Origin of the sequence: Methylosinus sp. sav-2, from assembly GCF_004366495.1 — a bacterium.
In the GTDB taxonomy this organism is placed as follows: domain Bacteria; phylum Pseudomonadota; class Alphaproteobacteria; order Rhizobiales; family Beijerinckiaceae; genus Methylosinus.
Genome location: NZ_SOEJ01000001.1, coordinates 973,931 through 995,834, shown reverse-complemented (window position 1 = coordinate 995,834; position 21,904 = coordinate 973,931). Strand labels below are relative to the sequence as shown.

The 21,904-nt window shown below is 65.5% G+C and carries 20 protein-coding genes; 4 read left to right on the top strand and 16 right to left on the bottom strand.

Annotation, left to right across the window (positions count from 1 at the left end):
• Positions 1-5: 5 nt before the first annotated feature.
• Both EDE12_RS04610 and EDE12_RS04605 read right to left on the bottom strand, forming a co-directional pair.
• Positions 6-944, bottom strand: coding sequence for a glycosyltransferase family 2 protein (locus EDE12_RS04610; protein WP_024881305.1), 939 nt, complete (start codon positions 942-944; stop codon positions 6-8).
• Positions 941-1,336 (bottom strand): GtrA family protein, encoded by a 396-nt coding sequence (locus EDE12_RS04605; protein ID WP_024881306.1) that lies wholly within the window; start codon positions 1,334-1,336, stop codon positions 941-943. The genes EDE12_RS04610 and EDE12_RS04605 overlap by 4 nt, the downstream gene beginning before the upstream one ends.
• Before the next feature lie 757 nt (positions 1,337-2,093).
• Between EDE12_RS04605 and EDE12_RS04600 the strand changes: the two genes are divergently transcribed.
• Both EDE12_RS04600 and EDE12_RS04595 read left to right on the top strand, forming a co-directional pair.
• Positions 2,094-5,294, top strand: a complete 3,201-nt coding sequence (locus tag EDE12_RS04600) for a helicase-related protein (RefSeq protein WP_026599538.1) — start codon at positions 2,094-2,096, stop codon at positions 5,292-5,294.
• 251 nt (positions 5,295-5,545) lie between these two features.
• The gene (locus EDE12_RS04595; RefSeq protein ID WP_026599539.1) at positions 5,546-6,952 is read left to right on the top strand and encodes a mannose-1-phosphate guanylyltransferase/mannose-6-phosphate isomerase; all 1,407 of its coding nucleotides are present in this window, start codon (positions 5,546-5,548) and stop codon (positions 6,950-6,952) included.
• Positions 6,953-6,993: 41 nt separating this feature from the next.
• Here EDE12_RS04595 and EDE12_RS04590 read toward each other — a convergent pair whose 3' ends face one another.
• From EDE12_RS04590 to EDE12_RS04535, 12 genes are all read right to left on the bottom strand, one after another.
• Positions 6,994-7,494 (bottom strand): hypothetical protein, encoded by a 501-nt coding sequence (locus tag EDE12_RS04590; RefSeq protein ID WP_026599540.1) that lies wholly within the window; start codon positions 7,492-7,494, stop codon positions 6,994-6,996.
• Positions 7,495-7,498: 4 nt separating this feature from the next.
• A complete protein-coding gene (locus EDE12_RS04585; protein WP_026599541.1) occupies positions 7,499-8,023 on the bottom strand; it encodes an SRPBCC family protein in 525 nt (174 codons plus the stop codon).
• A complete protein-coding gene (locus EDE12_RS04580; protein WP_026599542.1) occupies positions 8,020-9,021 on the bottom strand; it encodes a vWA domain-containing protein in 1,002 nt (333 codons plus the stop codon). The genes EDE12_RS04585 and EDE12_RS04580 overlap by 4 nt, the downstream gene beginning before the upstream one ends.
• Before the next feature lie 10 nt (positions 9,022-9,031).
• Positions 9,032-9,634, bottom strand: a complete 603-nt coding sequence (locus EDE12_RS04575) for a hypothetical protein (RefSeq protein ID WP_024881313.1) — start codon at positions 9,632-9,634, stop codon at positions 9,032-9,034.
• Positions 9,631-10,662, bottom strand: coding sequence for a vWA domain-containing protein (locus EDE12_RS04570; protein ID WP_026599543.1), 1,032 nt, complete (start codon positions 10,660-10,662; stop codon positions 9,631-9,633). The genes EDE12_RS04575 and EDE12_RS04570 overlap by 4 nt, the downstream gene beginning before the upstream one ends.
• Positions 10,659-11,567 carry a hypothetical protein gene (locus EDE12_RS04565; protein WP_026599544.1) on the bottom strand — a complete coding sequence of 303 codons (909 nt, stop codon included), beginning with the start codon at positions 11,565-11,567 and terminating at the stop codon, positions 10,659-10,661. Before EDE12_RS04565 ends, EDE12_RS04570 begins: the two co-directional genes overlap by 4 nt.
• A gap of 1 nt (position 11,568) precedes the next feature.
• On the bottom strand, positions 11,569-12,414 hold the full coding sequence (locus tag EDE12_RS04560; RefSeq protein WP_026599545.1) for a DUF58 domain-containing protein: 846 nt from the start codon (positions 12,412-12,414) through the stop codon (positions 11,569-11,571).
• Between the two features lie 16 nt (positions 12,415-12,430).
• Complete coding sequence (locus EDE12_RS04555) at positions 12,431-13,462, bottom strand: MoxR family ATPase (RefSeq protein WP_026599546.1); 1,032 nt, start codon at positions 13,460-13,462, stop codon at positions 12,431-12,433.
• A 157-nt stretch (positions 13,463-13,619) separates the two neighbouring features.
• Positions 13,620-13,871: a methanol dehydrogenase [cytochrome c] subunit gene (locus EDE12_RS04550; RefSeq protein WP_245267448.1), complete on the bottom strand. Its 252-nt coding sequence runs from the start codon at positions 13,869-13,871 to the stop codon at positions 13,620-13,622.
• Between the two features lie 130 nt (positions 13,872-14,001).
• Complete coding sequence (gene moxG, locus EDE12_RS04545) at positions 14,002-14,583, bottom strand: cytochrome c(L), periplasmic (RefSeq protein ID WP_024881319.1); 582 nt, start codon at positions 14,581-14,583, stop codon at positions 14,002-14,004.
• Between the two features lie 31 nt (positions 14,584-14,614).
• Complete coding sequence (moxJ, locus tag EDE12_RS04540) at positions 14,615-15,508, bottom strand: methanol oxidation system protein MoxJ (RefSeq protein ID WP_026599547.1); 894 nt, start codon at positions 15,506-15,508, stop codon at positions 14,615-14,617.
• 119 nt (positions 15,509-15,627) lie between these two features.
• Complete coding sequence (locus tag EDE12_RS04535; protein ID WP_026599548.1) at positions 15,628-17,493, bottom strand: methanol/ethanol family PQQ-dependent dehydrogenase; 1,866 nt, start codon at positions 17,491-17,493, stop codon at positions 15,628-15,630.
• 400 nt (positions 17,494-17,893) lie between these two features.
• Between EDE12_RS04535 and EDE12_RS04530 the strand changes: the two genes are divergently transcribed.
• Positions 17,894-18,106, top strand: coding sequence for a hypothetical protein (locus EDE12_RS04530; RefSeq protein WP_024881322.1), 213 nt, complete (start codon positions 17,894-17,896; stop codon positions 18,104-18,106).
• Between the two features lie 223 nt (positions 18,107-18,329).
• Complete coding sequence (locus EDE12_RS04525) at positions 18,330-18,923, top strand: phosphatase PAP2 family protein (RefSeq protein ID WP_026599549.1); 594 nt, start codon at positions 18,330-18,332, stop codon at positions 18,921-18,923.
• Here the strand turns inward: EDE12_RS04525 and EDE12_RS04520 are convergent.
• Positions 18,894-20,279 (bottom strand): VOC family protein, encoded by a 1,386-nt coding sequence (locus EDE12_RS04520; RefSeq protein ID WP_036291898.1) that lies wholly within the window; start codon positions 20,277-20,279, stop codon positions 18,894-18,896. The two genes, EDE12_RS04525 and EDE12_RS04520, sit on opposite strands and share 30 nt — an antisense overlap.
• Positions 20,280-20,311: 32 nt before the next feature.
• Positions 20,312-21,844 (bottom strand): aldehyde dehydrogenase family protein, encoded by a 1,533-nt coding sequence (locus EDE12_RS04515; RefSeq protein WP_051592574.1) that lies wholly within the window; start codon positions 21,842-21,844, stop codon positions 20,312-20,314.
• Between the last annotated feature and the right edge of the window lie 60 nt (positions 21,845-21,904).

Genomic DNA, 21,904 nt, shown 5'->3' with positions numbered 1-21,904 from the left:
TCGGCTCAGAAGTTGATGCGCTCGCGCTCGAACACCACCGGCTTGCGCCGCACCTGCGAATGTATGGCGAGAATATATTCGGCGAGCACGCCTATGGAGAAGAGCTGCACGCCGCCGAAGAAGAAGACGGCGACGATGATCGTCATCACGCCGGGCGGCGCCAGCTGGCGAAAGAAGACGAGCCCGAGCGCCAGGCTGACGAAAGCATAGGCGAGCGCCAGCCCCGCTATGCCGAAGCCGAGAAACAGCAGCAGGCGCAAAGGCGCCGGCGTGAAGGTGACGAGCCCGTTGAGGCCCTGATCGACGAGGCGCGGCAGATTATTGGAGGTGACGCCACGGCGACGCTCGACCCAGCGATAGGGAACGCCGACGGCGGTGAAGCCGCATTCGAATGTCATCATGCGCATGAAGGGATAGGAATCGTCTATGCTGCGCATCGCCTCCACGACCTTGCGATCGACGAGCTGAAAATCGCCGACGCCGGGCGGCAGCGTGAATTCCGAGAGGCCGGTGAGCATGCGGTAATAGAGGCCGCGCGCCATGCGCATGACGGCGCCCTCCTCGCGAATCTTGCGAATGCCATAGACGATCTCGTTTCCCGCCTCCCAGAGCTTCACGAATTGCGGCAGCAGCTCCGGCGGGTCTTGCAGATCGGCAGGCAGAAACAAGAGAACCACATCGCCGCTCGCGGCCATCACGCCATTGAAGTTGGAGCGCATCGGCCCGAAATTGCGCGCGTTGAAAATGACCTTCACGCAAGGATCGCTCGCGGCCAGATCGCGCAATATTTCGGCGCTGCGATCTTTGGAGGCGTTGTCGCAGAACACATGCTCGCGGCGATAATCTTTCAGCTCGCCCGCAAAGAGCGCGGCGACGCGCGCATGGCATTCGCGAATGTTCAGCTCTTCATTGTAGCAGGGCGTGACGATGGAGATGGTTTTCATGCGTCGCCCGCTCCCGTGCGGAAAACGAAGTCGCGATTGAGGAGATAGGACAGCGTCGCGAGCACGGGCGTCAGCGCCGCCTGCGCGAGCGCCGCCTCGGCGCCCAAATGCTCGAGCGCGCGCAAGGCCAGCGCGTCGACGATGAAGAGCGCGGCATAGACGGCGATGAAGCGGCCGAGAAAGCGCGGATCGGCGGAGCCGAAGACGAGGCGGCCGATCGAGAGAAAATTGAACAGAGCGCCGATCGCGGTGGAGACGCCGGCCGCGACAGTCGAATCCTGCGTGGCGCGCCAGACGAAATAGAAGATCGCATAGCCGAAGGCCGTGTTGAGGAGGCCGACGGCGAAGAATCGCAGCGCCCGCGGGCTCGGCGCGAGAACGAGCGCGGCCACGCTCGATCGGAAGTCACGCTTATTCTCTGCCAATGCTCTGTCCGTCCGCTGGGCCTCGCTGTCGCGGCGGATCATGGCTTACGAAAGGTTAACGCTCGGCTTACGCCGCAGCGCGTCGCGCGCTCGCGCGGCGTATCGCGTTAACCCTGCCGACGCCGCGCGAATCGCATTGGGGCGGCGCGCGAGCGCGCGACAGGCCGGGCGAGAAGCGCTCCGAGCGCTGCGAGCGCGCGCCGAAACGTCCGATTTCGAGACGAGGAGGTAAATGCGTCGCCGCGCTCGGCGCGCCGGCGAGGCGCGGAAGCGGCGCGAAATAGCGCGACGGCCGGGCGAAAGCCTCGAGTTCTCGAGGGAACGACGCGGCAACGCGGCGAGATCGCCGATTCGTGCCGGCTCCGTTCCGGCAAGATTCCAAAGCTTAACGCCGGCGTCGTCGGGCCGTCGCAATTCGCATGTTGACAGGGAGCCGCGGCGGAGTCCGCGCGCAGTCATGCGAGGCGCGTCGCGCAAGACTGCTGCAAAAGGCGAGATTTGGAAGCCATAGCGTTCGCAGGCGTGAGGACCAACCATATCTCGAGCGAACAGAGCGTGATTCGAAAAGCGTCGGCGATTCGGCCGCGATTCGTTCGACGCCTGTTCGAAGCGTAAAATAGCGCGATCTTCGCCGTTCCATTCCGGGACGATCGCCGCTATCGATTCGGGGAGCCGGGCTCGCGTCGGGGCTCGAGGTGAAATATAAAGAAAAATCATGAGCCCCATGCTCACCGCCAAAAAGCCGGCCGCGCCGGGCGTGCGACCGTCGACCGCCGGCGTCGCCGCCGTTCTGGGGCCGACCAACACCGGCAAGACGCACCACGCCATAGAGCGAATGCTCTCCTTTTCGACGGGCATGATCGGCCTGCCGCTGCGTCTTCTCGCGCGGGAGGTCTACACGCGCGTCGCCGAGCGGGTGGGGACGGAGAATGTCGCGCTCGTCACCGGCGAGGAGAAGATCAAGCCGCGCGCGCCCAGCTATTGGATCTCGACCGTCGAGGCCATGCCGCGCGATCTCGATGTGGATTTTGTCGCCGTGGACGAAATTCAGCTCGCCGCCGACCTCGACCGCGGCCATGTCTTCACCGATCGCCTGCTGCATTGGCGCGGGCGGCAGGAGACGCTGCTGATCGGCGCGGAAACCATGCGCTCCTTGATCGAGCGGCTGCTGCCGGGCGTTCCCATCTTCACGCGGCCGCGGCTGTCGCATCTCGCCTTCGCCGGCGAGCGCAAGCTGGCGCGGCTGCCGCCGCGCAGCGCCATCGTCGCCTTCTCGGCCGAGGACGTCTACGCCATCGCCGAATGGATCAAGCGTCAGCGCGGCGGCGCGGCGGTGGTGCTGGGCGCGCTCTCGCCGCGCACGCGCAACGCCCAGGTCGATCTGTTCCAGAATGGCGACGTCGATTACATCATCGCCACCGACGCCATAGGCATGGGCCTCAATCTCGATGTCGACCACATCGCCTTCGCCGCCGACCGCAAGTTCGACGGCTGGCGCCATCGCCGATTGACCGCGGCGGAAATGGGGCAGATCGCCGGCCGCGCCGGCCGCAACATGAATGACGGGACCTTCGGCAGCACCGGCCGCTGCCCGCCCTTCGACGAGCAGACGGTCGAGGCGCTGGAGAATCATTGGTTCGATCCGCTGGTCGCGCTGCAATGGCGCAATGGCGATCTCGATTTCGATTCGATCGAGGCGCTGGTCGAATCGCTGGAGCGCGCCTCACCCGACGAATGCCTGCTGCGGGCGCGGACCGCCGAGGATCAGATGGTGCTCGAGGTCGCCGCGCGCGACGAGACTGTGCAGCGCAACACAAAAACAATCGCAGATATTATGAGACTCTGGGATGTGTGCCAAATTCCAGATTATCGCAAGACCTCGCCGGCCGCTCATGCGGAGCTGGCGCTCGCCGTCCATGGCTTTGTGGTGCGCCGCGGATTGATCCCAGGCGATTGGTTCGCAAAGCAAATCTCCGCCGTGGACCGCATCGACGGCGACATTCACACACTGTCCGCAAGGCTCGCCCAGGTGCGCACCTGGACCTTCATCGCCAATCGTTCTGGCTGGCTCGAGAATCCAGAGCATTGGCAGAGCGTCGCGCGTCAGGTAGAGGACAGTCTGTCCGACGCGCTGCACGAACGCCTCACGCAGCGTTTCGTCGATCGCCGCACCAGTGTGCTGATGCGCCGCCTGAGAGAGAACGCGATGCTCGAAGCCGAAATCACTACTGCCGGCGACGTTATGGTCGAAGGTCAGCATGTCGGACAGTTGCAGGGATTTCGTTTCACGGCCGACCCACAGGCCACGGGCGAAGCGGCGAAGGCGCTGAACGCCGCCGCGCAGCGAGCGCTCGCCGGCGAGATAGAGGCGCGCGCCGCCCGCGTGTTCGACGCGGTGGACGACGCTTTTCTGCTCGGCAATGACGGGACCATCCGCTGGCTCGGCGAGCCTGTCGGCAAGATCGCGCCCGGCGCCGCCGTGCTGACCCCGGTGGTCCGCCTGCTCGCCGACGAGCAATTGACCGGCGCGGCGCTGGAGAAAGTGCAGCAACGGCTCGATCTGTGGCTGGCCCAGCATATAAAGAAGCTGCTCGGCGCGCTGGAGGAGCTGGAGAAGGGCGAGGGGCTCGAGGGCGTTTCCCGCGGCATCGCCTTTCAGCTGGCCGAGGAGCTCGGCGTGTTGGAGCGCAGCCGCGTCGCGCGCGATATCAAGGCGCTCTCCCAGGAGGACCGCGCCGCCCTGCGCAAGAAGGGCGTGCGTTTCGGCGCCTATCACCTCTATCTGCCGCAGCTGCTGAAGCCGGCGCCGCGCTCGCTCGCCGCCCTGCTGTGGGGCCTGAAGCATGGCGGGCTCGACAATCTCAAGGGCCTCGAGGAGGTGCCGCATCTCGCCGCCTCCGGCCGCACCTCCTTCGCCGCCGATCCGGCGATCTCCAAGGGCTTCTATCGCGCCGCCGGCTTCCGCGTCTGCGGCGAGCGCGTGGTGCGCGTCGATATATTGGAGCGCCTCGCCGATCTCATCCGCCCGGCGAGCGCCTATCGTCCGGGCGTGACTGCCGGCGATCCGCCCCCCGGCGCCGCCGATGGCGAGGGTTTCATCGTCACAGTGGCGATGACCTCGCTCACCGGCTGCGCGGGCGAGGCCTTCGCCTCCATTCTGCGCTCGCTCGGCTATCAATCGGCCGAGCGTCAGGGACCGGCGATCACCGTGCCGCTGCTGGCCAAGGCGGCGACCGAGCCGCTCGCGCCGGTTCTGGCTGTGGCCGAGGAAAGCAGCGAATCGGCCGCCGAGCCGGCTGAGGCGCTCGAGCCTGTCGCGGAGGCAGAGGAGGTTCCGTCGCCGGTCGTCGAAGAGACGGCCGTAGAGGAGGCGCCCATCGAAGCGGGTCCCGCGCCGCAAGAGCCGGACGCTGTCGCGGCCGAGACGGAAGCGACTGAGACAGAAGCGACTGAGGCGAGCGCCGAGCCGGTTGCGACCGAGCCGGCGCCGATCGAGATTTGGACCTTGCAGCGCCATGCGCCCCAGGCGCCGCGCCGGCGTCACGGCGGCGGCGCTCCGGGCCAGGAGGAAGGCCGCGCCGCGCGGCCGGCCGGCGAGCGCCCCCGTGGCCCGCGACCGGGCCAAGGGCCAGGTCAGGGCCATGGCCAGGGCGGTGGCCGGCGGCCCGAGCAAGGCGAAGGCGAGCATTCCGAGCATCGGCCGCGGCCCGACGCCCGCAAGGAGAGCGGCTTCCGCTCCGGCGGCAAGCCGCGGAGCGACGGACCGCGCGGCGACAGTCGCCCGCCGCGGGACGACCGCCGCCGCGGCAATGGGAGCTTTTCCACGCCGGAAAGACGGGAGAAAGAGCGCCTGCCCGATCCTGATTCGCCCTTCGCCAAGCTGCTGGCGCTGAAGGCCGAGCTCGAAAAAAAGGGCAAGAGCTGAATTTCGCCTCAAATAGCTGGTGACGTCCGAACCGTTCCGAAGCGACCGCCGAATCGCTCGAAACGATTGCGGCGGCTTGCCAAATCCAGGTCGTTCGGCCTATTGCTGACGTGATCTTTGGCGCATTGGCGCAGCCTATGCTATCGGGCCTCGTCGACCCCGACATGCGGGCCGTGGGCGAGATCCGGTCCACGCCGTCGTCTCGTAAGGAGCGCGGCGTTGGACGACGGCCTTCCACCGAAAGGCGATACATGACGAAGATACTTCCTGTCATAATGTGCGGCGGGGCAGGCACGCGCGTATGGCCCGAATCGCGGGAGACGCTCCCGAAACAATTCATTCCGCTCGTCGGCGAGCTGTCGACCTTCCAGACGACTATTCAGACGCTGTCGGACGAGGCGTTCGACAAGCCCGTCATCATCTCCAACGCCGATTATCGCTTCCTCGTCACCGATCAGCTGCGCGCCATCGGCGCCTCGGCCGATGTCGTCCTCGAGCCCACCCGGCGTGATTCGGCCGCAGCGGTCGCCGTCGCCGCCGGCGTCGCCGCGCGCCGCTCGCCGCAGACCATCGTCGTCGTGCTCGCCGCCGATCATGTGGTGCGCGACCCCAAAGGCCTCGTCGCTCTGTGCAAGAAGGCGGCGGCCGCCGCCACGGACGGCTATATCGTCACGCTCGGCGTCAAGCCCGACAATCCGGCCACCGGCTATGGCTATATTCGCACCGGCGAGCGCATCGCCGGCGACGTTTTCAACCTCGAGGCCTTCGTCGAGAAGCCCGATCGCGAGACCGCGCAGCGCTATATCGACGCCGGCTATTTGTGGAACAGCGGCAATTTCATCTTCCGCGCCGATGTGATGCAGGCGGAGATCGCGCAATTCGAGCCGGCGATCGCCGATGCGGCGGAGAAGGCGATCGACGCAGGCCGCAGCGATCTCGATTTTCTGGTGCTGGACGCCGAATCTTTCGCCCGCGCGCCCAAGACCTCCATCGATTACGCCGTGATGGAGAAGACGCGCAAGGCCGCGGTGATCGAGGCCGACATAGGCTGGTCGGACGTCGGCAATTGGCGCGCCGTGTGGGAGCTGACCGAGCGCGACGCGCAGGGCAATTCGGTGCGCGGCAATGGCGTCGTGCGCGATTCGCGCAATGTTCATGTGCGCTCGGACGAGACGCTGACGACCGTCGTCGGCGTCGACGATGTCATTGTGGTGACGACGCCGGATGCGGTGCTGGTGCTGGGTCACGAGCATGGCGACAATGTCAAGCAGCTCGTCGATCAATTAAAACGCGAGAATCGCCGCGAGGCGGGCGAGCACAAGCGCATCTTCCGCCCCTGGGGCTTTTATCAATCGGTCGATTCCGGCGATCGGCATCAGGTGAAGCGCATTGTGGTGAAGCCGGGCGCGCGCCTGTCGCTGCAGAAGCATTTTCATCGCGCCGAGCATTGGATCGTCGTCAAGGGCACGGCGGAAGTCGGCCGCGACGAGGAGACGCTGCTCGTGCATGAGAACGAGTCGGTCTATCTGCCGATCGGCTGCATTCATCGCCTGAGCAATCCGGGCAAGATCGACCTCGAGATCATCGAGGTGCAGACCGGCTCATACCTCGGCGAGGACGATATCGTGCGTCTGCAGGACGTCTACAACCGCGGCTGACGCGGTTCGCCAATAGGCGAGCCTTTTCGAGGCTCGCCTATCTATTGTCCCCGCTTCTGCACGCTATAGCGCTCCGACAAATCGGCGAACGCCGATTCCCGCGTCGCGCCCTGCTTGCGCAGATTGAAATAATGCTGGCAGAGATCGCCGAAGGTCTGCTTGCTTCCCGTCGCCGCCGCGACGCGCGCGAGACTCTCGATCGATTGCGCCTCGTCTTCCGCCGCGCCGATCTCGGAAAGCATATCGTCGAGCTGCGCGGCGCGATTGGCGAGCATGCGCGGCGCTTCCAGAAAATGCGCGCCGCCGATATCCAGCGCCGCTTGCAATCGCGCCACCCTGCCCTCGTCCACCGGCCCGCCGCCGCTCTTGCGCGCCGCCAGCCAATAGGCGGGATCGACGCGATCGATCGGCGTCAGCCATTTCGGCAGCTCGTCCTTGCGCTTCACCTCCACGGCCGTGCGCTGCTGCGGAGCCGTGTCCCCGCAGGCGTAGAGCAGCGCCGCGAGCGTCGCACAGAGGGCGGCGAGACGCGGCGCTCTCATGCCGTCACTTGCCTTGCAGCTTTTTGGCGAGACCCTGCAGCCCATCCTTCAGGAAGGCGGTCATCGCCTCGCGCGCGGCGTCGTCATTGAGATTGTCCGGCGGCTCATTGCTGGTGTCGCCGCGATAGAGGCGACCATACCATTGCACCTCGCTGCCGCCGCCCGCCGCCGGCTTCACCGCCAAAGTCGCCGAATAGGAGCTGATCGGCAGAGCGTCGAGATTGGCGTCCGACATGCGATAGCTGAGCTTCATCTGCTGCGGATCAAATTCGTCGAGGCTCTCGGTGACGACGCCGCCCTTGCGCAGCGTGATCTCGCGCACCGCGCCATTGGCGTCGCCGCCGGTCGCCTTCACGCTGGCGACATCGGGATGCCAGTCGAGCGCGCCGAAATGGCCGACGAGCGCCCAGACCGCCTTGGGATCGGCGGCGACGGTGATCTTCTCATCGACCTTGATCGGCGTCGGGCCATGCGCCAGCGCCGGCGCGATAGACAAAAGCAAGGCCAAGAGGGCGATTTTCGGTTTCACTCTATTCTCCTCGAGCGTGTGGTTGCGAGACGGGAATGGCGTCGCCGCGTGAAAATCTCCGCGAGCGGGACGATGAGATAGAGGCTGGCGAAGCCGACGAGCGCGGCCGCGGCGAAAGCGGGGCGCAGATCGAAAGGCGCGAGGCTCGGCCGCGGCCGCGCGACGGCGAGCAGCGCGCTCGCGAGCCCATCCGGCTTCTCCAAATGGGCGTAACCGAGGCCCGTGGTCTCGGCGAGCTGGCGCAGATAGGGCTCGCGCACGCTGGAGAGATGCTCCGTGCCGGCGCGCATCTCTCCGCCGAATGGCGCATTGCGCGGATTATAGCCCTCGCGCTGCTCGGCGTCCGGCGGCGGCAGGCCGAAGCGGCTCTCATGCGGCACCTCGTCCACGCCGAAAAAACCGGTCTCGCGGCCCCGATCGTCGAATTTCGGAATGGGCGCGGGCTCATAGCCGCCGGCGCCGAGGATGAGCCCCGATATCTCGCCGCGCTGGCCATCGAAAACCGGCGCGCCATAGGCCGGCAGCGGCGGCGCCTCCTGGCCATCGGTGATGAAGAGGAGATCGGCGCCGGTGCGTCGCGCCATCTCGACCGCGCGGAACAGGCCGGCGGAGATGCGGCTGTCGCCCTCCCAGGCCATGCGCCAGTCGAGCGTGCCGATCGCGGCGTCGAGGGCGGCGAAATTCTCGCAGACGTCTATGGGCTCGAACAGAAGAAAGGGCTCGCGCTCGGTGAAGATGGCGAGGCCGACGCGCGAGGGACAGGGAAGATCGGCGACGAGCCGCCGCAAGGCCTGCTTGGCGAATTCGATGCGGCTGGCCGGCGCGCCGTCCAGAGAATAATCGCGCGTGTTCATGCTGCCGGTGATGTCGAGCGTCGCCAGCACATCGGCGCCATTGCGAACCACCTCGGCGCGCGGAAACGCAAAGGCGGCCACCAGCATCGCCAGAGCGAAGGCGAGCGAGAGAAAGCGCGCATCGCGCAAGCGGGCGATCATCATCGTCGGCCTGTCATGGCAGCCCCTTGGGCGCGCCGGGAATATCGGTCCAGATTTTCTTGGGGTCCGCGGGCAGCTCGTCGCCGCCTGAATGCTCGAGCTGCGGATTGTCGCGCACCAGGCGCGCGGCGACGTCGAGATTATATTTCGCGTCCCAGAACTCCGGCCGATATTGCAATGCGCGACGATATTCGCGACGCGCCAGCTCGACGAAGGGACCCGCCGGCTCGAGCTGGCCGCGCTCCAGGAGATCGAAGGCGTGGCGCAGCAAGGCGTTGCCGAGATCATAATGGGCGGTGGCGGAAAGCTCGTCGCGGCCGGCGGCGCCCAGCGGCTCCAGCAGCGCGCGCGCCTTGTCGAATTCCTCGCGCTCGGCCAGAAATTCGATGCGCGCAGCGATGAGCTCGGGCGCAGAAGCAGAATCGGTCTCTATATCTCGCCCCGCGGCGAGCGCGCCGATCGCGGCATTGTCGACGCGCACGCGCCATGCGGCGATGGCGTTTTGCAGCGCCCCGGCGAGCGCCGCGGCGAGCAAAGCGAGAAGAAGCGTCGAACGCCAGCGCGCCAAGAAGCGCGCGAGCGTCTGCAAAAATTGCGCGCGGAGGGCTTCGCTCATGCGGCCCTCTTCGCGAATTGCGGCGACGCGCCTGCGCGCGCCGTCTGCTTCAGACGCGTCTCGGCGAATTTGGCGACGACCAGCACGGAGGTCGCGAAGGCGGCGACGATGAGACTATGGTCCGTCAGGTCCTTGCGCGGAATGCGCTCGACATAGCGAAACGGGCGACGTTCGAGCCGGTCGATCTCCGCTATGGCGTCGGCCACAGCGGCGGGGCCTTCCGCCTCGAAAGCGCGATAGCCGATGCCGAGCGATTTGAAGAAGAGATCGAGATGGCGCTCCGGCAAGGCCTGCGGCGTGTCCAGCTCGCCGGCGTCCGGCTGGTCGCTTATCCCTTTGGCGCCGCTCGTGCGCAGAAACAGCCAATAGAGATTGGGCCTGATCTTGCGAAAATCGGCGCGTAGCTGATCTTGAATGCGTGGGTCGATGACGGCTGCGCCGTCCGAGACGAGCAATATCACGCGCGATTCGATCTCGCCGCCCGCGGGAAATTGCGAGAGCGCCATTGCGAGGCCGCGACCGATATTCGTGTAGCCGAGGCCCGGCCGGTCGATCGCCTGAATCGCGGCGCGCACCGCCGCGCGATGATTGGTCATCGGCATGACCATAATCGGCGAGGTGGAGAAGGCGGTGACGCCGAAGAGATCATGCGCCCGCCGGTCGACGAAATCCGTCATGAATCGCTTGGCGGCGGAAGCTTTCGACTCCTCGCCGCCGGCCGGCGTGCGGCCGGCGAATGTCTCGTTCATGCTCGCGCTGCGATCGATCAGGATCGAGATTTCCGCGCCTTCGCCATAGCGCTGGATGGCGCGGCCTTCACGAAAAGGCCCGGCGACGGCGAGCGTGCTCGCGCCGATGGCGAGACTGGCCAAGAGGCGCAGCGCCCATGCGACGAGGGTCGAGAGCGCATCCTGCGGCGCGGCGGAGACGGAAGATATGGGCGATAGCCGCAATGGCGAGAAGAGCAGCGGCGCGAGCGCCAGCGGCAGCAGGAAAAGCGCGAGCGGAGAGGCGAGGCCGAAGCTCATCCCACGCTCCTCTCCAACGCCGCCAATGTTTTCGCCAGCGCGAGCAGCTCTGTCGCCGCAAGATCGCCGCCCGCATCGGCGACGCCGAAGAAAAGCGCGCGCGAGCTGTTGAAGAAGCGGCCGAGCGCCTCTTTCACCGATGCGAATTCCGCATGGCTGGACAGAAAGGCGTCGAGGTCCTCGGCGAAGATGCGGCGGCCGGCGGCTTCGTCGATCGCGCGATGCAATGCGAGCATCGCCGCGCGGCGCGACGCCTCGCCATCGCCCTTCGTCAGAGCGGCGATGCGACGCGCGGCGGCCGCGAAGACGCGCGCGCGGCGACGATGAAACGGCGGCCAGCCACGATCATGCGCGACCAGCGCCAACGCGCCGAATGCGAGCGCGGCGAATATGCCTGCGCGCGCCGCCGGAGTCGTTGCGTCGCCTTGCTCGACGCCGCGGTCCGCGCGCATGTAATCGGTGGGATTGTCGCGGCGCGCCGGCAGCACCTCGCGCAAGGGCGAGACGCCGATCGTCCAGGCGGGCGCGCGCGCGATCTCGCTCTCGCCCTCGCGCAGAAAGCGCAGAGGAAAAGGCGGGATTTGCAGATTGCGCACATCTAGCGCGACATAGAAGAGCTGATAGACGAGCTCTATGTCCCAGCGTGTGAGCCCGTCGCCGATGGGCTGCTCGCGAACATGGACGTCGCGCAGATCGAGCCAATAATCGAGCGCGCCGGGGCGTGGCAGCGACGCCGTCTGCAAGCGGGAGGCGGAATCGGCGATGATCTCGAGCCGCGCATTCACCAGATCGCCGACGAAGAAGCCGAAGCTGCGATCGGCGTAGAGACGCACGGATTTCACTTCCGCCGCAGCGGGCGCGGCCAGCGCGAGAAGAAGCGAAAGAGCGAAGAGCGCTGCGCGCATGTCACAGCCCGAGCAGATGACGCGACAGCGCGTCGGCGTCGAAAGAGTCGCTCATGACGAAAGGCGGACGCCCATGCGCGAGCGCGAGGCGACGCAGCGCGTCGCGCCGCTCGGCCTCGCGCGCGAGCCAGCGACCACGCAGGCTCGGGCGCATGAAGACGAGCCGCCGCGCGCCGCTCTCGAGATCGTCGAGCTCGACGAGACCGAAGTGTGGAAGATCGCGCTCTTCGGTGGAATCCGCGATGAGAATGGGCGCGAGATCATGCTGCGCGAGCAGGCCGAAAAGACGCGTCGCAAAGTCGCGCGGCCAGTGGAAATCGGAGATGAGCAGGACGAGCTTGCGTCGCCCGGCGATGAGGCCGGCGGCTTCCGTCAGCGCCTTCGCCGAGGCGCCGCGCGGCGCGGCGTCGCGCAAGCGCTCGGCGGCTGCGACCGCGGCGCCCCGCGCGCGCGTCGCCGGCAGCAGAAGATCATTGCGCAATGACTCGTCGCAGGCGATGACGCCGAAGCGGTCGCCGATGCGCGTCGCCGAAAAGGCGAGCGCCGCGCAGAGATCGGCGACGATATCGAGACGGCGCGCCGCGCCGTGAAAGCCCATGGACGCGGAAAGATCGACCAGCGCATAGACGTCGATGGCGTTGCGCTGCTCGAAGCGGCGCACATGAGTCTCGCCGGTCGGGTCGCGCATGGTCGCGCGAATGTCGATGCGGCGGGCGTCTGGAAATTGAATGAAGCGCGCGTGATCGCGAAACACGCCTATGCCGCCGACATCGACGCCGCCATGCGCGCCGACCGAGCCGTTGGAGACGCGGCCGCGTGGACGATAGGCGAGGTCGAAGCGCTGCATCGTCACGCCTCGCGTCTCAAGGCGCCGGGACCGTCGCGAAAGCGGCGCGGCACAGATCGCGGACGATATCGTCGCCGCGCATCGCATAGATCGGATCGACGAAGATGCGATGCGCCATCGTCTCGAGGAAGATTTCGCGAATATCCTCCGGCGTCAGCGCGTCGCGTCCTTCGAGCCAGGCGCGCACGCGCGCCGCGCGCACGAGAAAGGCGACGCCACGCGGGCTCGCGCCGCCGCGCACCAGGCCGCGCATCTCGACATCCGGCAGAACGACGCCCGCGGCGTAGGGATCGAGCAGCGCATCCCAGAGCTTGGCGACATAGGCTTCTAGCGTCTCGCTGGCGTGGACGCGGTTCTGGATGAGCTCGGCGACAGAGGCGAGCGCGCGATAATCGAAGACGGGCTCGCCGATTTCATCGAGCAGGCGATCGACGTCGTGAAAGCGAGGATCGAAGATCAGCGCGCGCCGCGCGGCCGCGTCGCTCGGCGTCTTCATGGATATCTCCATGAGAAAGCGGTCGCGCGCCGCGGCGGGCAGCTCGAATGTCTCCTCCCGCTCGACGAGATTGCGATCGGCGAACACTTGCAGCGCGGGAAAGAAATAGTCGCGATCGAAGGCCGTGACGCTGCGCTCCGCCATCAGCCGCAGCAGCAGCGAATGCACCTGCGGACGCGCGCGATTGATCTCGTTGAAGAAGAAGATGGAGAGGTCTTCCGCATGCCGCAGCACCGGGCCGGGCTCGACGCGCGGGCGGCCGTCGTCGGCGAGATAGGTGTGATAGAGGAGGTCGCTCGGCATGAGATCGACCGTGCCCTCTATGCGCGAGAAGGCGCCGCCGAGCACGCGCGCGACCGCGCGCAAAAGCGTCGTCTTGCCGACGCCTACATCGCCTTCCAGCAGCACATGGCCGCGTGCGAAAATGGCGATGGTCACCAAGCGGATGACGCGATTCTGGCCGAGGACGACGCGCGCGACGCGCGTCTCGAATTCCTGCGCCTTGGCGCGCCAATCGGCCAAGACGGCGTCGGTTTCGGCGGTGTCTGTCACGCTGAACAGGTCCAACAATCTCGTCGGAAGAGAGGACGTTGCGGCCACGATCCCGGGAAGGGGTCCGACGCGTTGTTGTCGAATAACGCCGGACCCGGATCGTGGCCGCATGACGACCGTCCCCGGGGGCGCGGGGACGGCATTCTCGCGCGTGCGCTTACGGAATTTTGGTCACGTCGTAGACGAACGCGCCCGTCTTCTTGAAGTGCTCGGCGCGCTTCTTGTTGCGCTCTTCCATGGCCGCTACGGCGGACTGGTTCTTGGCGAGCTCCTTCGGATCGTGCTTGGGATCGTATTTGGAGCCGGCGACCTTATCCGGAAAGCCGGGCTTGGGCTCCCAGCAATCGCCGGGGGCCTTGCATTTGGTGCCGTCATAGGCCGAGGCCGCGCCGATAGCAGCCGCGTTCATGACGAACGCAACGCCGACGGCCGCCGCAATCTTCAAAACTCCCATCGTGCCTTCCTCCAATTTATGCGCGGCTCTCGCCGCGGCCGCCGCGCCGCTCACGCGTGCGCGACTTTCATTTTCCCGACGTCTTTCATTTTCCCGAGGTCTTGCACTGACCGGGCGGATCGTCGGGGAATGTCTCGTGTCCGGGATAGGGCTTGTATTTCGCGCGCTGCTCCGGCGTCAGCCAGGTCGCTCCGGCAACGGGATCTTTATAGAGATGGCGGACCCAGGCCATGACCTTCAGCATTTCGTCGAGCTGAAGATTGGCGTATTGCGGCCCCATGGACGCCTGAGCGCCGCCGAAGATCGTCGAGAAAAATCCTTCGTCGGTCGCGTTCTGCGGATAGGTCCAATAGGAGTCGTTGAGGCCGGGGCCGATCTTGCCTTCGCCCAAATGGCCGTGGCAACCAGAGCAGGCGGAGAGAAAGAGCTGCTCTCCCTGCTTCAGACAGCTCACATCCTCATTGTAAGGATTGACGCCCGTCTGCATGAATTTCTTCACGCCGGGCGTATCCTTGCCCTCGGGAAGCGCGTCGTCGAAGTTCAGCACTTCGCCGGTGATCGTGTTGCGAAAGGTGATGCCCGCATTCTGCGCGATCGCCGAGAGGGCGATCAGGCTGGCGAAGGCGCCGCCGATCAGGACACAGGCCTTTTTCTTGCTCGATTTCATTTTTGTCGGTCTCTTCGATATTCGCCAAGCGTCAGTGCGCTGCGACCGGATTGACGATAGGCAGAAGCGGAACGCCTTCCGCCGTGAGGATTTGGTCGATCTTCGGCTTGGCGCGATCGAGGCCCGCATTCACTTGCGCGAGCAGTTCCTTGTCCGAAAGGCGCACGCCGACCGATTGGTCATAGTGCTGCCCGATCTTCTGTCCGTCGCTGCGCTTGGAATCGTCGTCGATCAGCGTCATGCGCAGAGGCGTCGGCGAGGATTTGACGAAACGCGCCACATCGGGCGCAAAGGCGGACGCCAGCTCGGCGTTGCCGCTCGCCACCTCGCCGATCATGCGCGCAGGGTCGATCTGCGTATATTGATTGCGCGGCGAACGAAAATTCACCAGCGAATAGAGATAGGCCATGTCGTTCTCATATTCGCCGATCTCCTTCAGCATCACCTCGGCCGGAGAGCCGAATGGCACGGCGATGTGCTTGAAGGTTTTGATGCGCGGATCGGACCAGGATTTGAGATCGAGATTCTTCTCGGCCTTGGTCACGAACACATAGCCGGTGCGGAAATAGGGCTTGCTCGTCGCGACGCGCGGATCGCCCGTGTCCAGTCCGATGACGACGTCGCACTGATTCTTGTCGAGATAATCCCTCACGAGATAAATCGCCGGCTTCGACGACCAGACGAATTCCGCCTTGCGGCCCATCGCCTCGGCGAGCGCGACGGCGATGCGGTTCTCGAGGCCGGATTCGTCCTTGAGGGAGAGCGGCGACTGCGCTTCCGAAGCGCAGATGCGCAATGTGTCGGCCTTGCTCGCAGAAGCGGCGGCCGAAGGCTTCGTCTCTTGCGCGAGAGCGCCGGCGACGCCGGTCAGCAGCGCCAGAGCGAGTCCGGAGGCGACGAGACGCGGAGAGGTGATACGCGACATGGGAGCGATCCGATCAGTTTGCATGTGTGGCGATGCCGCCCGGACGCGCTTCATGCATCCGGGCGGCGCGCTGTGTCGGTCGCGAACAGGGGAGGACGCGGCCGACGACTGCCGATGGATCAATGGGCCTTATATTCGCCGAGGTTCACGTCGTCGTAAGGACCCTTGCCGTTCAGCGAGAAGACCATCACGCCGCCGCCCATCTGCGTGTAATTGGCGAGCTGCTTGAACGCGCCCACCGCGCCGAGGCCGGCGGTCGGGTCCTGCAGATCGAACACGAGGCCCACTCCCGGCCAACCGCCGACGCCGTAGAGAATGGCGACGTATTCGGTGCCCTTGTGGTTGTAGACGATCGGATAGCCGAGCACGCCGGAGGGAAGCTTGAACTTCCAGAGCAGCTCGCCATTATCGCTGTTGCGGGCCTTGATGAAGCCGTCCAGCGTTCCGTAGAACACAATGTTGCCGGCCGTCGCCGTGGTGCCGCCCCAAACCGCGAAGCGCTCGAACTTCTCCCATTTGAACTGGCCGGTGATCGAGTTGTAGGCCTTGATCTGGCCGAGGCCTTCGCCCTTCTGACGATCGCCCTTCGGGCCGGGATACATGTTCAGCGTCGCGCCGACGAAGAACTGACCCGCGCGATAGGGAAGCATGAAGGGCTCCCAATCCATGCAGATGTGGTTCACGCCGAGGAAGAACAGCTGCTTGGTCGGATCGTAGGAATCATGGCCCTGATTGTGATAGCCCATGGCGGAAGGACAAATATCCTTGCCGAGATGGTCCATGCGCGTGCCATACTCCGGATCGCGAACCGGCAGGCCGCTCTTCAGATCGACCGTCTTGAAGACATTGACCGTGTCGTCGATCTTATCCGCGGAGATGAGATCGCCATTGGTGCGGTCGAGCGTGTAGACGATGCCGTTGCGGTCCGGATGCGTCAGGAGCTTGCGCTCCTTGCCTTCCTTGTCCTTCTGCTCGGTGAGCAGCATGAAGTTCACGCCGGCGAAGTCCCACTCGTCATGCGGGGTCTTCTGATAGCCGAACTTCGCTTCGCCCGTGTCGATGTCGCGGCCGAAGATGGTCATCGTCCATTTATTATCGCCCGGACGCATCGTCTCGTTCCACGGCGCCGGATTGCCCGAGCCGTAGTAGAAGAGATTCGTGCCCGGATCATAAGCGTACCAGCCCCAATTGGTGCCGCCGCCGATCTTCCAGGCGTCGCCTTCCCAGGTCGAAGTGCCGAGGCCCTTCTGGCCGTAATGGGGGTTCTTGCTGTTGAAGTCCTTGCCCAGCAGCACGTCCTCGTCCGGACCGGTCGCGTAAGCGCGCCAGGACTGCTCGCCCGTGTGGACGTCATAGGCCGTCACATAGCCGCGCACGCCGAGCTCGGCGCCGGAGGAGCCGACGAGAACCTTGTCCTTCACGACATAGGGAGCGATGGTGAGCGTGGAGCCGACCTTATAGTCGGAATTCTCCATCTTCCACAGGAGCTCGCCGGTCTTGGCGTTGAGCGCCTCGATATGACCATCGAGCAGCGTCTTCAGGATGAGCGGCGGGGTCTTGGAGTCGCCCGGCCAATAGGCCAGACCGCGGTTGACGAGATCGCAGCAGGCCACCGCGCGGGCGGCCGCATTCTGCTTCGGCTTGTCCTGCCAGAGGATGCGGGTCGGATCGTCCAGATCGAGCGCGAAAGTGTTGTTCGGGAAAGACGTGTGAATATACATCTTGCCGTCGACGACGAGCGGCGCGCCCTCGTGGCCGTTGAGCAGGCCGGTCGAGAAGGTCCAGGCGACCTTCAGATCCTTGACGTTGCTCGTGTTGATCTGCGTCAGCGTGCTGTAATTGTCCGAATGATAGTTCTTACCGGGCATCACCCAGTTGTCTTCGCTCTTGGAGAGCTGGTCGAGCTTGTCGTTGGCCGAAGCGACGCCGATCGGCGCCACCGTCAGCACGGCGAGCAGCGATACCGAATTCAGTAGTTTCCTCATCGACGAGTCCTCCTGCAACAGCCATCGCCCGGCGGATCGCAGAGCGGAATGGAGATGTCGCCTCGTGAAGCATCGGCTCGCGATCTCTCGAGCCATGTCTTTGTTTGTCGGCCATCGTCCTCGACGTCGTCGCAACGTTATCGGCGCGAAAAAGCGGAGAGCGGGGCCGGCGAGATATAGGTTTTCGGCCGCGCCTCTGTCTGTATGATTTGTCGGTAATCTGACACGGGAAGAATCGGCATGAGCGCCGAGCCTTCCTCACGACCCCTCGGGTGAGACGTCCTGCTCACGCCGCAGTCGCGCCGTGATGTCGCCAAACTGGCGTCGCCTCAATCGAAGCCGTAGCAGCGGCCGCCGCCCGGCGGCTCGGGATGGCGAGCGGGTCACGGGAAGGGTCGAAATGGAAAGCCTCGTCTGGCTGACGGATATCGATCGAGCGGACGAGCCGCTGCAGGTGGCCATCGAGGCTAGCTCGCCGACGACGCTGCGCGTCCTGGTTCCGAACACGGTGGTCCGTTTCGAATTGCGACGCCACGGCGACGGCCGGCCTTATGAGGGCGCGCTGGGCGGGCGCTATTTTCTCTTCGACCCCGCGCCTGCGACGCCCAAATAGGGCTCGCGGACCTTCGGGAAAAATTGCCGGATAGGCGCGAGCTTCGCGGGCGGCGAAAAAAACATCGCGCGCGGCCCTGCGCTGAAGCTCGTGATCTATCTCCTTCTGCGCATGCAGGCTCGCGTGCGGATTGACAATGATGTGACGTTCGCGGCGCGCGCTGCAATCGAAACGTCGTTCATGTGTCACGAAACGGCAGCACGCGGCGCCTAGCTTTCTCGCCATGCTGCTCGCTTCGAACCGCCGCCTCTCACTCGAACGTCTCGTTCTCGCCGAGACGCTGCTCCTCTGGCGCGAGCGCCTGCTGCGCGCCGATCTCGCCGGCGTGCATTTCGTCGCGCGCTCCACGCAATTCACGCTGGGCCGAATGCTCGCGATCACGATCAGCAAGCTCGGCAATGGCTGGATCTATCCGATCCTCGCCGCGGCGATCTTCTGGCTCGTCGGGCGCGACGCCTGGCCGGTGATCGCGCTCGGCGGACTCAACGCCGCGCTTTTGCACACGCTGTTTCCGATCATCAAGAAGCGCATCGGACGCAAGCGTCCGTTTCACGTCGATCCGCGGCTGACGTCGCTTCTGAAGATACTCGACGAACATTCCTTTCCGAGCGGCCATATGATGACGCTCAGCGGCGTGCTGGCGCCGATCGTTCTCGCCTGGCCTTCGGCCGCCGCTTCCGCCGCTGCGCTCGCGCTCTCCATGGCGTGGTCGCGCATCGCCACCGCGCATCACTATCCCAGCGATGTGCTCGGCGGCGTGACGCTCGGCCTCGCCATGGGCTATCCGCTATCGGCCTGCATTCTCGGCCATTGGTGATCGCTGCCCGAGCGCGGCGAGCGCGCGCTCCAGCGAGCTTTTCTCCTCATGCGCATAAATCGCCATCTCATCGGCGACCTTCGTTCCGAGCGCATGCTCGAACGCTTCGCGATTGGCCGAGGCCGATAGCTCGCGGCGTCCGCCCTCTCCGAGATTGGACTGGAAGATTCCCGCCGCGCTCACCGGCAGAAAATCTTCATAGGTGATCGGCTCCGCGATGAGCGCGCCGTCGCGCAGCAACGTCTCGACATCGCCTCGGGCGCCCCGATTCTCACCCGGCGCATAGCGGAAGAAGGCGAGTCCCTGCGCACGCAATGTCGCGGCGTCGTCCGGGAAGGCGGCGAAGCGGCGCTCCAGCTCGGCTCTGTAATCGCTCGTCGCGCCATCGCGCGGCGGATTGGCGGCGAGCGTCTCGGCGAGCAATCTGTCATAGAGCGCGCGGCCCTTTGCGGTGAGCGCGGCGCCGCGCTGCTCGATCTCGCCGAAGCGCGCGCGATGCTCGCCGCGCGCCTCATCGCGTCCCGCAAAGCGCACAGGCTCGGCGATGGCCTTGAAGCTCGTCTGGCGCAGCAATATCGGGAACTGCCGTTGCGGCGGGCCTTCGACGATGGATTTCGGATCGAGCCCGCGCTCGGCGAGCGCCTGTTGCGCGGCGTCTATGTCGAGCGTCGGCAGCGTCAGATGATTGATATGCGGGCCGTGGAAGCAGACGACATCGGCGACGAGCGGATGCGCCTTGCGATAGGCCTCGTAGACGCCGGCGGTGACGGTGGCCTCGCCGCGCCAGCGGAAGGTGTGCAGCGCCTCATGCACGAACTCGATCGCCAGCGCCTCGCCGAGCCCGCCATTGGCCTCGAAGATCTCGATGAGATGCAGGCAGCGCGGCGTGAAGATGCGCCGACGCGCGAGAATCTCCTGCGCCTCGCGACGCAGGTCCTCGCCCTCTATGAGTTCCGGACGCAGCAGCGAGGTGAAGATGCGGAAAGGGCAACGCCTGATCGACGCCGCTTCGACAGGCCGGAAGCAGGTCGAATGCACCGGCACGCCGGCGGGCGTGAGATCGTAATAGCCGACCGGATACATGCCCATGACGGCGAAGAGCCGCCGCAGCCCCGCGAGCTCCTCCGGCCGTCCGACGCGAATGGCGCCATGGCGCTCGACGCCGATGAGATCGAAAGCGCCGGAGCGGCGCAGCCGCGCCTCCAGCGCAGGATCGCGCGCCAGCGCTTCGCCATCGATCTCGCCGACGATGCGCGTCATCTCCTGATAGCGCGGCACCTCGTCGCGATACATTTGCGTCATCGCCGCAGAGAAGATCGAGCGGATCGTATCGGCGGAAACATGGGTCTCGGTCATGTCGGACTCCTCGAGATCGATCGGCCTAAGGATCACACGTCGAAGACGACGCCTTGCGCGAGCGGCAGAGCGCTCGAATAATTGATCGTGTTGGTGGCGCGGCGCATATAGGCCTTCCAAGAATCGGAGCCGGCCTCGCGGCCGCCGCCGGTCTCCTTCTCGCCGCCGAATGCGCCGCCGATCTCGGCGCCGGAAGGGCCGATATTCACATTGGCGATGCCGCAATCGGAGCCTTCCGCCGAGAGGAAACGCTCCGCCTCGCGCAGATCGGTCGTGAAGATCGATGACGCCAAGCCATGGCTCACATCGTTCTGCATATGCAGCGCCTCGCCGAGATCGCGATATTTCATCGCATAGAGAATAGGCGCGAAAGTCTCGCGGCGCGAGACCGGCGCCGGCTCGGCCAGCTCCACCAGCGCCGGCCGCGCGTAATACGCGTCCGGCCGCTCCTGCGCGAACAGGCGTTGGCCGCCGTAGATTTTGCCGCCGATCGTCGCCGCCTCGTCCAGCGCGTGTCGCATGGCGCGATAGGAATCGCCGTCGATGAGCGGGCCGATGAGCGTCTTGCCCTCGCGCGGATCGCCGACCGGCGCCGAGGCGTAGGCGAGCGAGAGCCGGCCGATGAGCTGGTCATAGACGGACTCGTGCACGATGAGGCGGCGCAGCGTGGTGCAGCGTTGGCCGGCCGTGCCCATGGCCGCGAAGGCGATCGCGCGCACAGCGAGATCGAGCGGCGCCGACGGACAGACGATAGCGGCGTTATTGCCGCCGAGCTCGAGAATGGAACGCGCGAAGCGCTGCGCGAGCCGCGGCCCGACGGCGCGGCCCATGGCGGTGGAGCCGGTCGCCGAGACGAGCGCGACGCGGCGATCGTCGACGAGCCGCTCGCCGAGCTCGCGCCCGCCGATGACGAGAGCGGAGAGTCCTTTCGGCGCCTCGCCGAAACGCGCCAGCGCGCGCTCGAACAGCGCATGTGTGGCGAGCGCGGTCAGCGGCGTCTTTTCGGACGGCTTCCACACCAGCGCGTCGCCGCAGACGAGCGCTATGGCGGCGTTCCAGGCCCAGACGGCGACCGGGAAATTGAAGCTGGAGATGATGCCGACGACGCCGAGCGGATGCCATGTCTCCATCATGCGATGGCCGGGACGCTCGGTCGCTATTGTGAGACCGTAGAGCTGGCGCGACAGGCCGACGGCATAGTCGCAAATATCGATCATCTCCTGCACTTCGCCGCGCGCTTCGGAGACGATCTTGCCGGCTTCTATGGTGATGAGCTCGGCGAGCTCATTCTTGGCCGAGCGCAATTCATCGCCGAAGAGGCGCACCAATTCGCCACGCCGCGGCGCCGGAATATTGCGCCATTCGCGATAGGCGGCGTCGGCCTCGCTGATCGCCAAATCTAAAGCATCGCTGTCTTTTGTTTTTGCTCTGGCGATGACTTCGCCGGTAATCGGCGTTCGCACTTGCAAATTCCCATCGCGGAATAGCGCAGACGGAACAGTAATACGAAAGAGCAGCTCCTCAGCTCTCGCTGCGATATCGTTGGTTGCTGCACATGATTCCATAGCTGTGCTTCCCATCTCGTCGTTTTGCTGCTTTATTTGTCTCGCAAATACCCCGTGTTC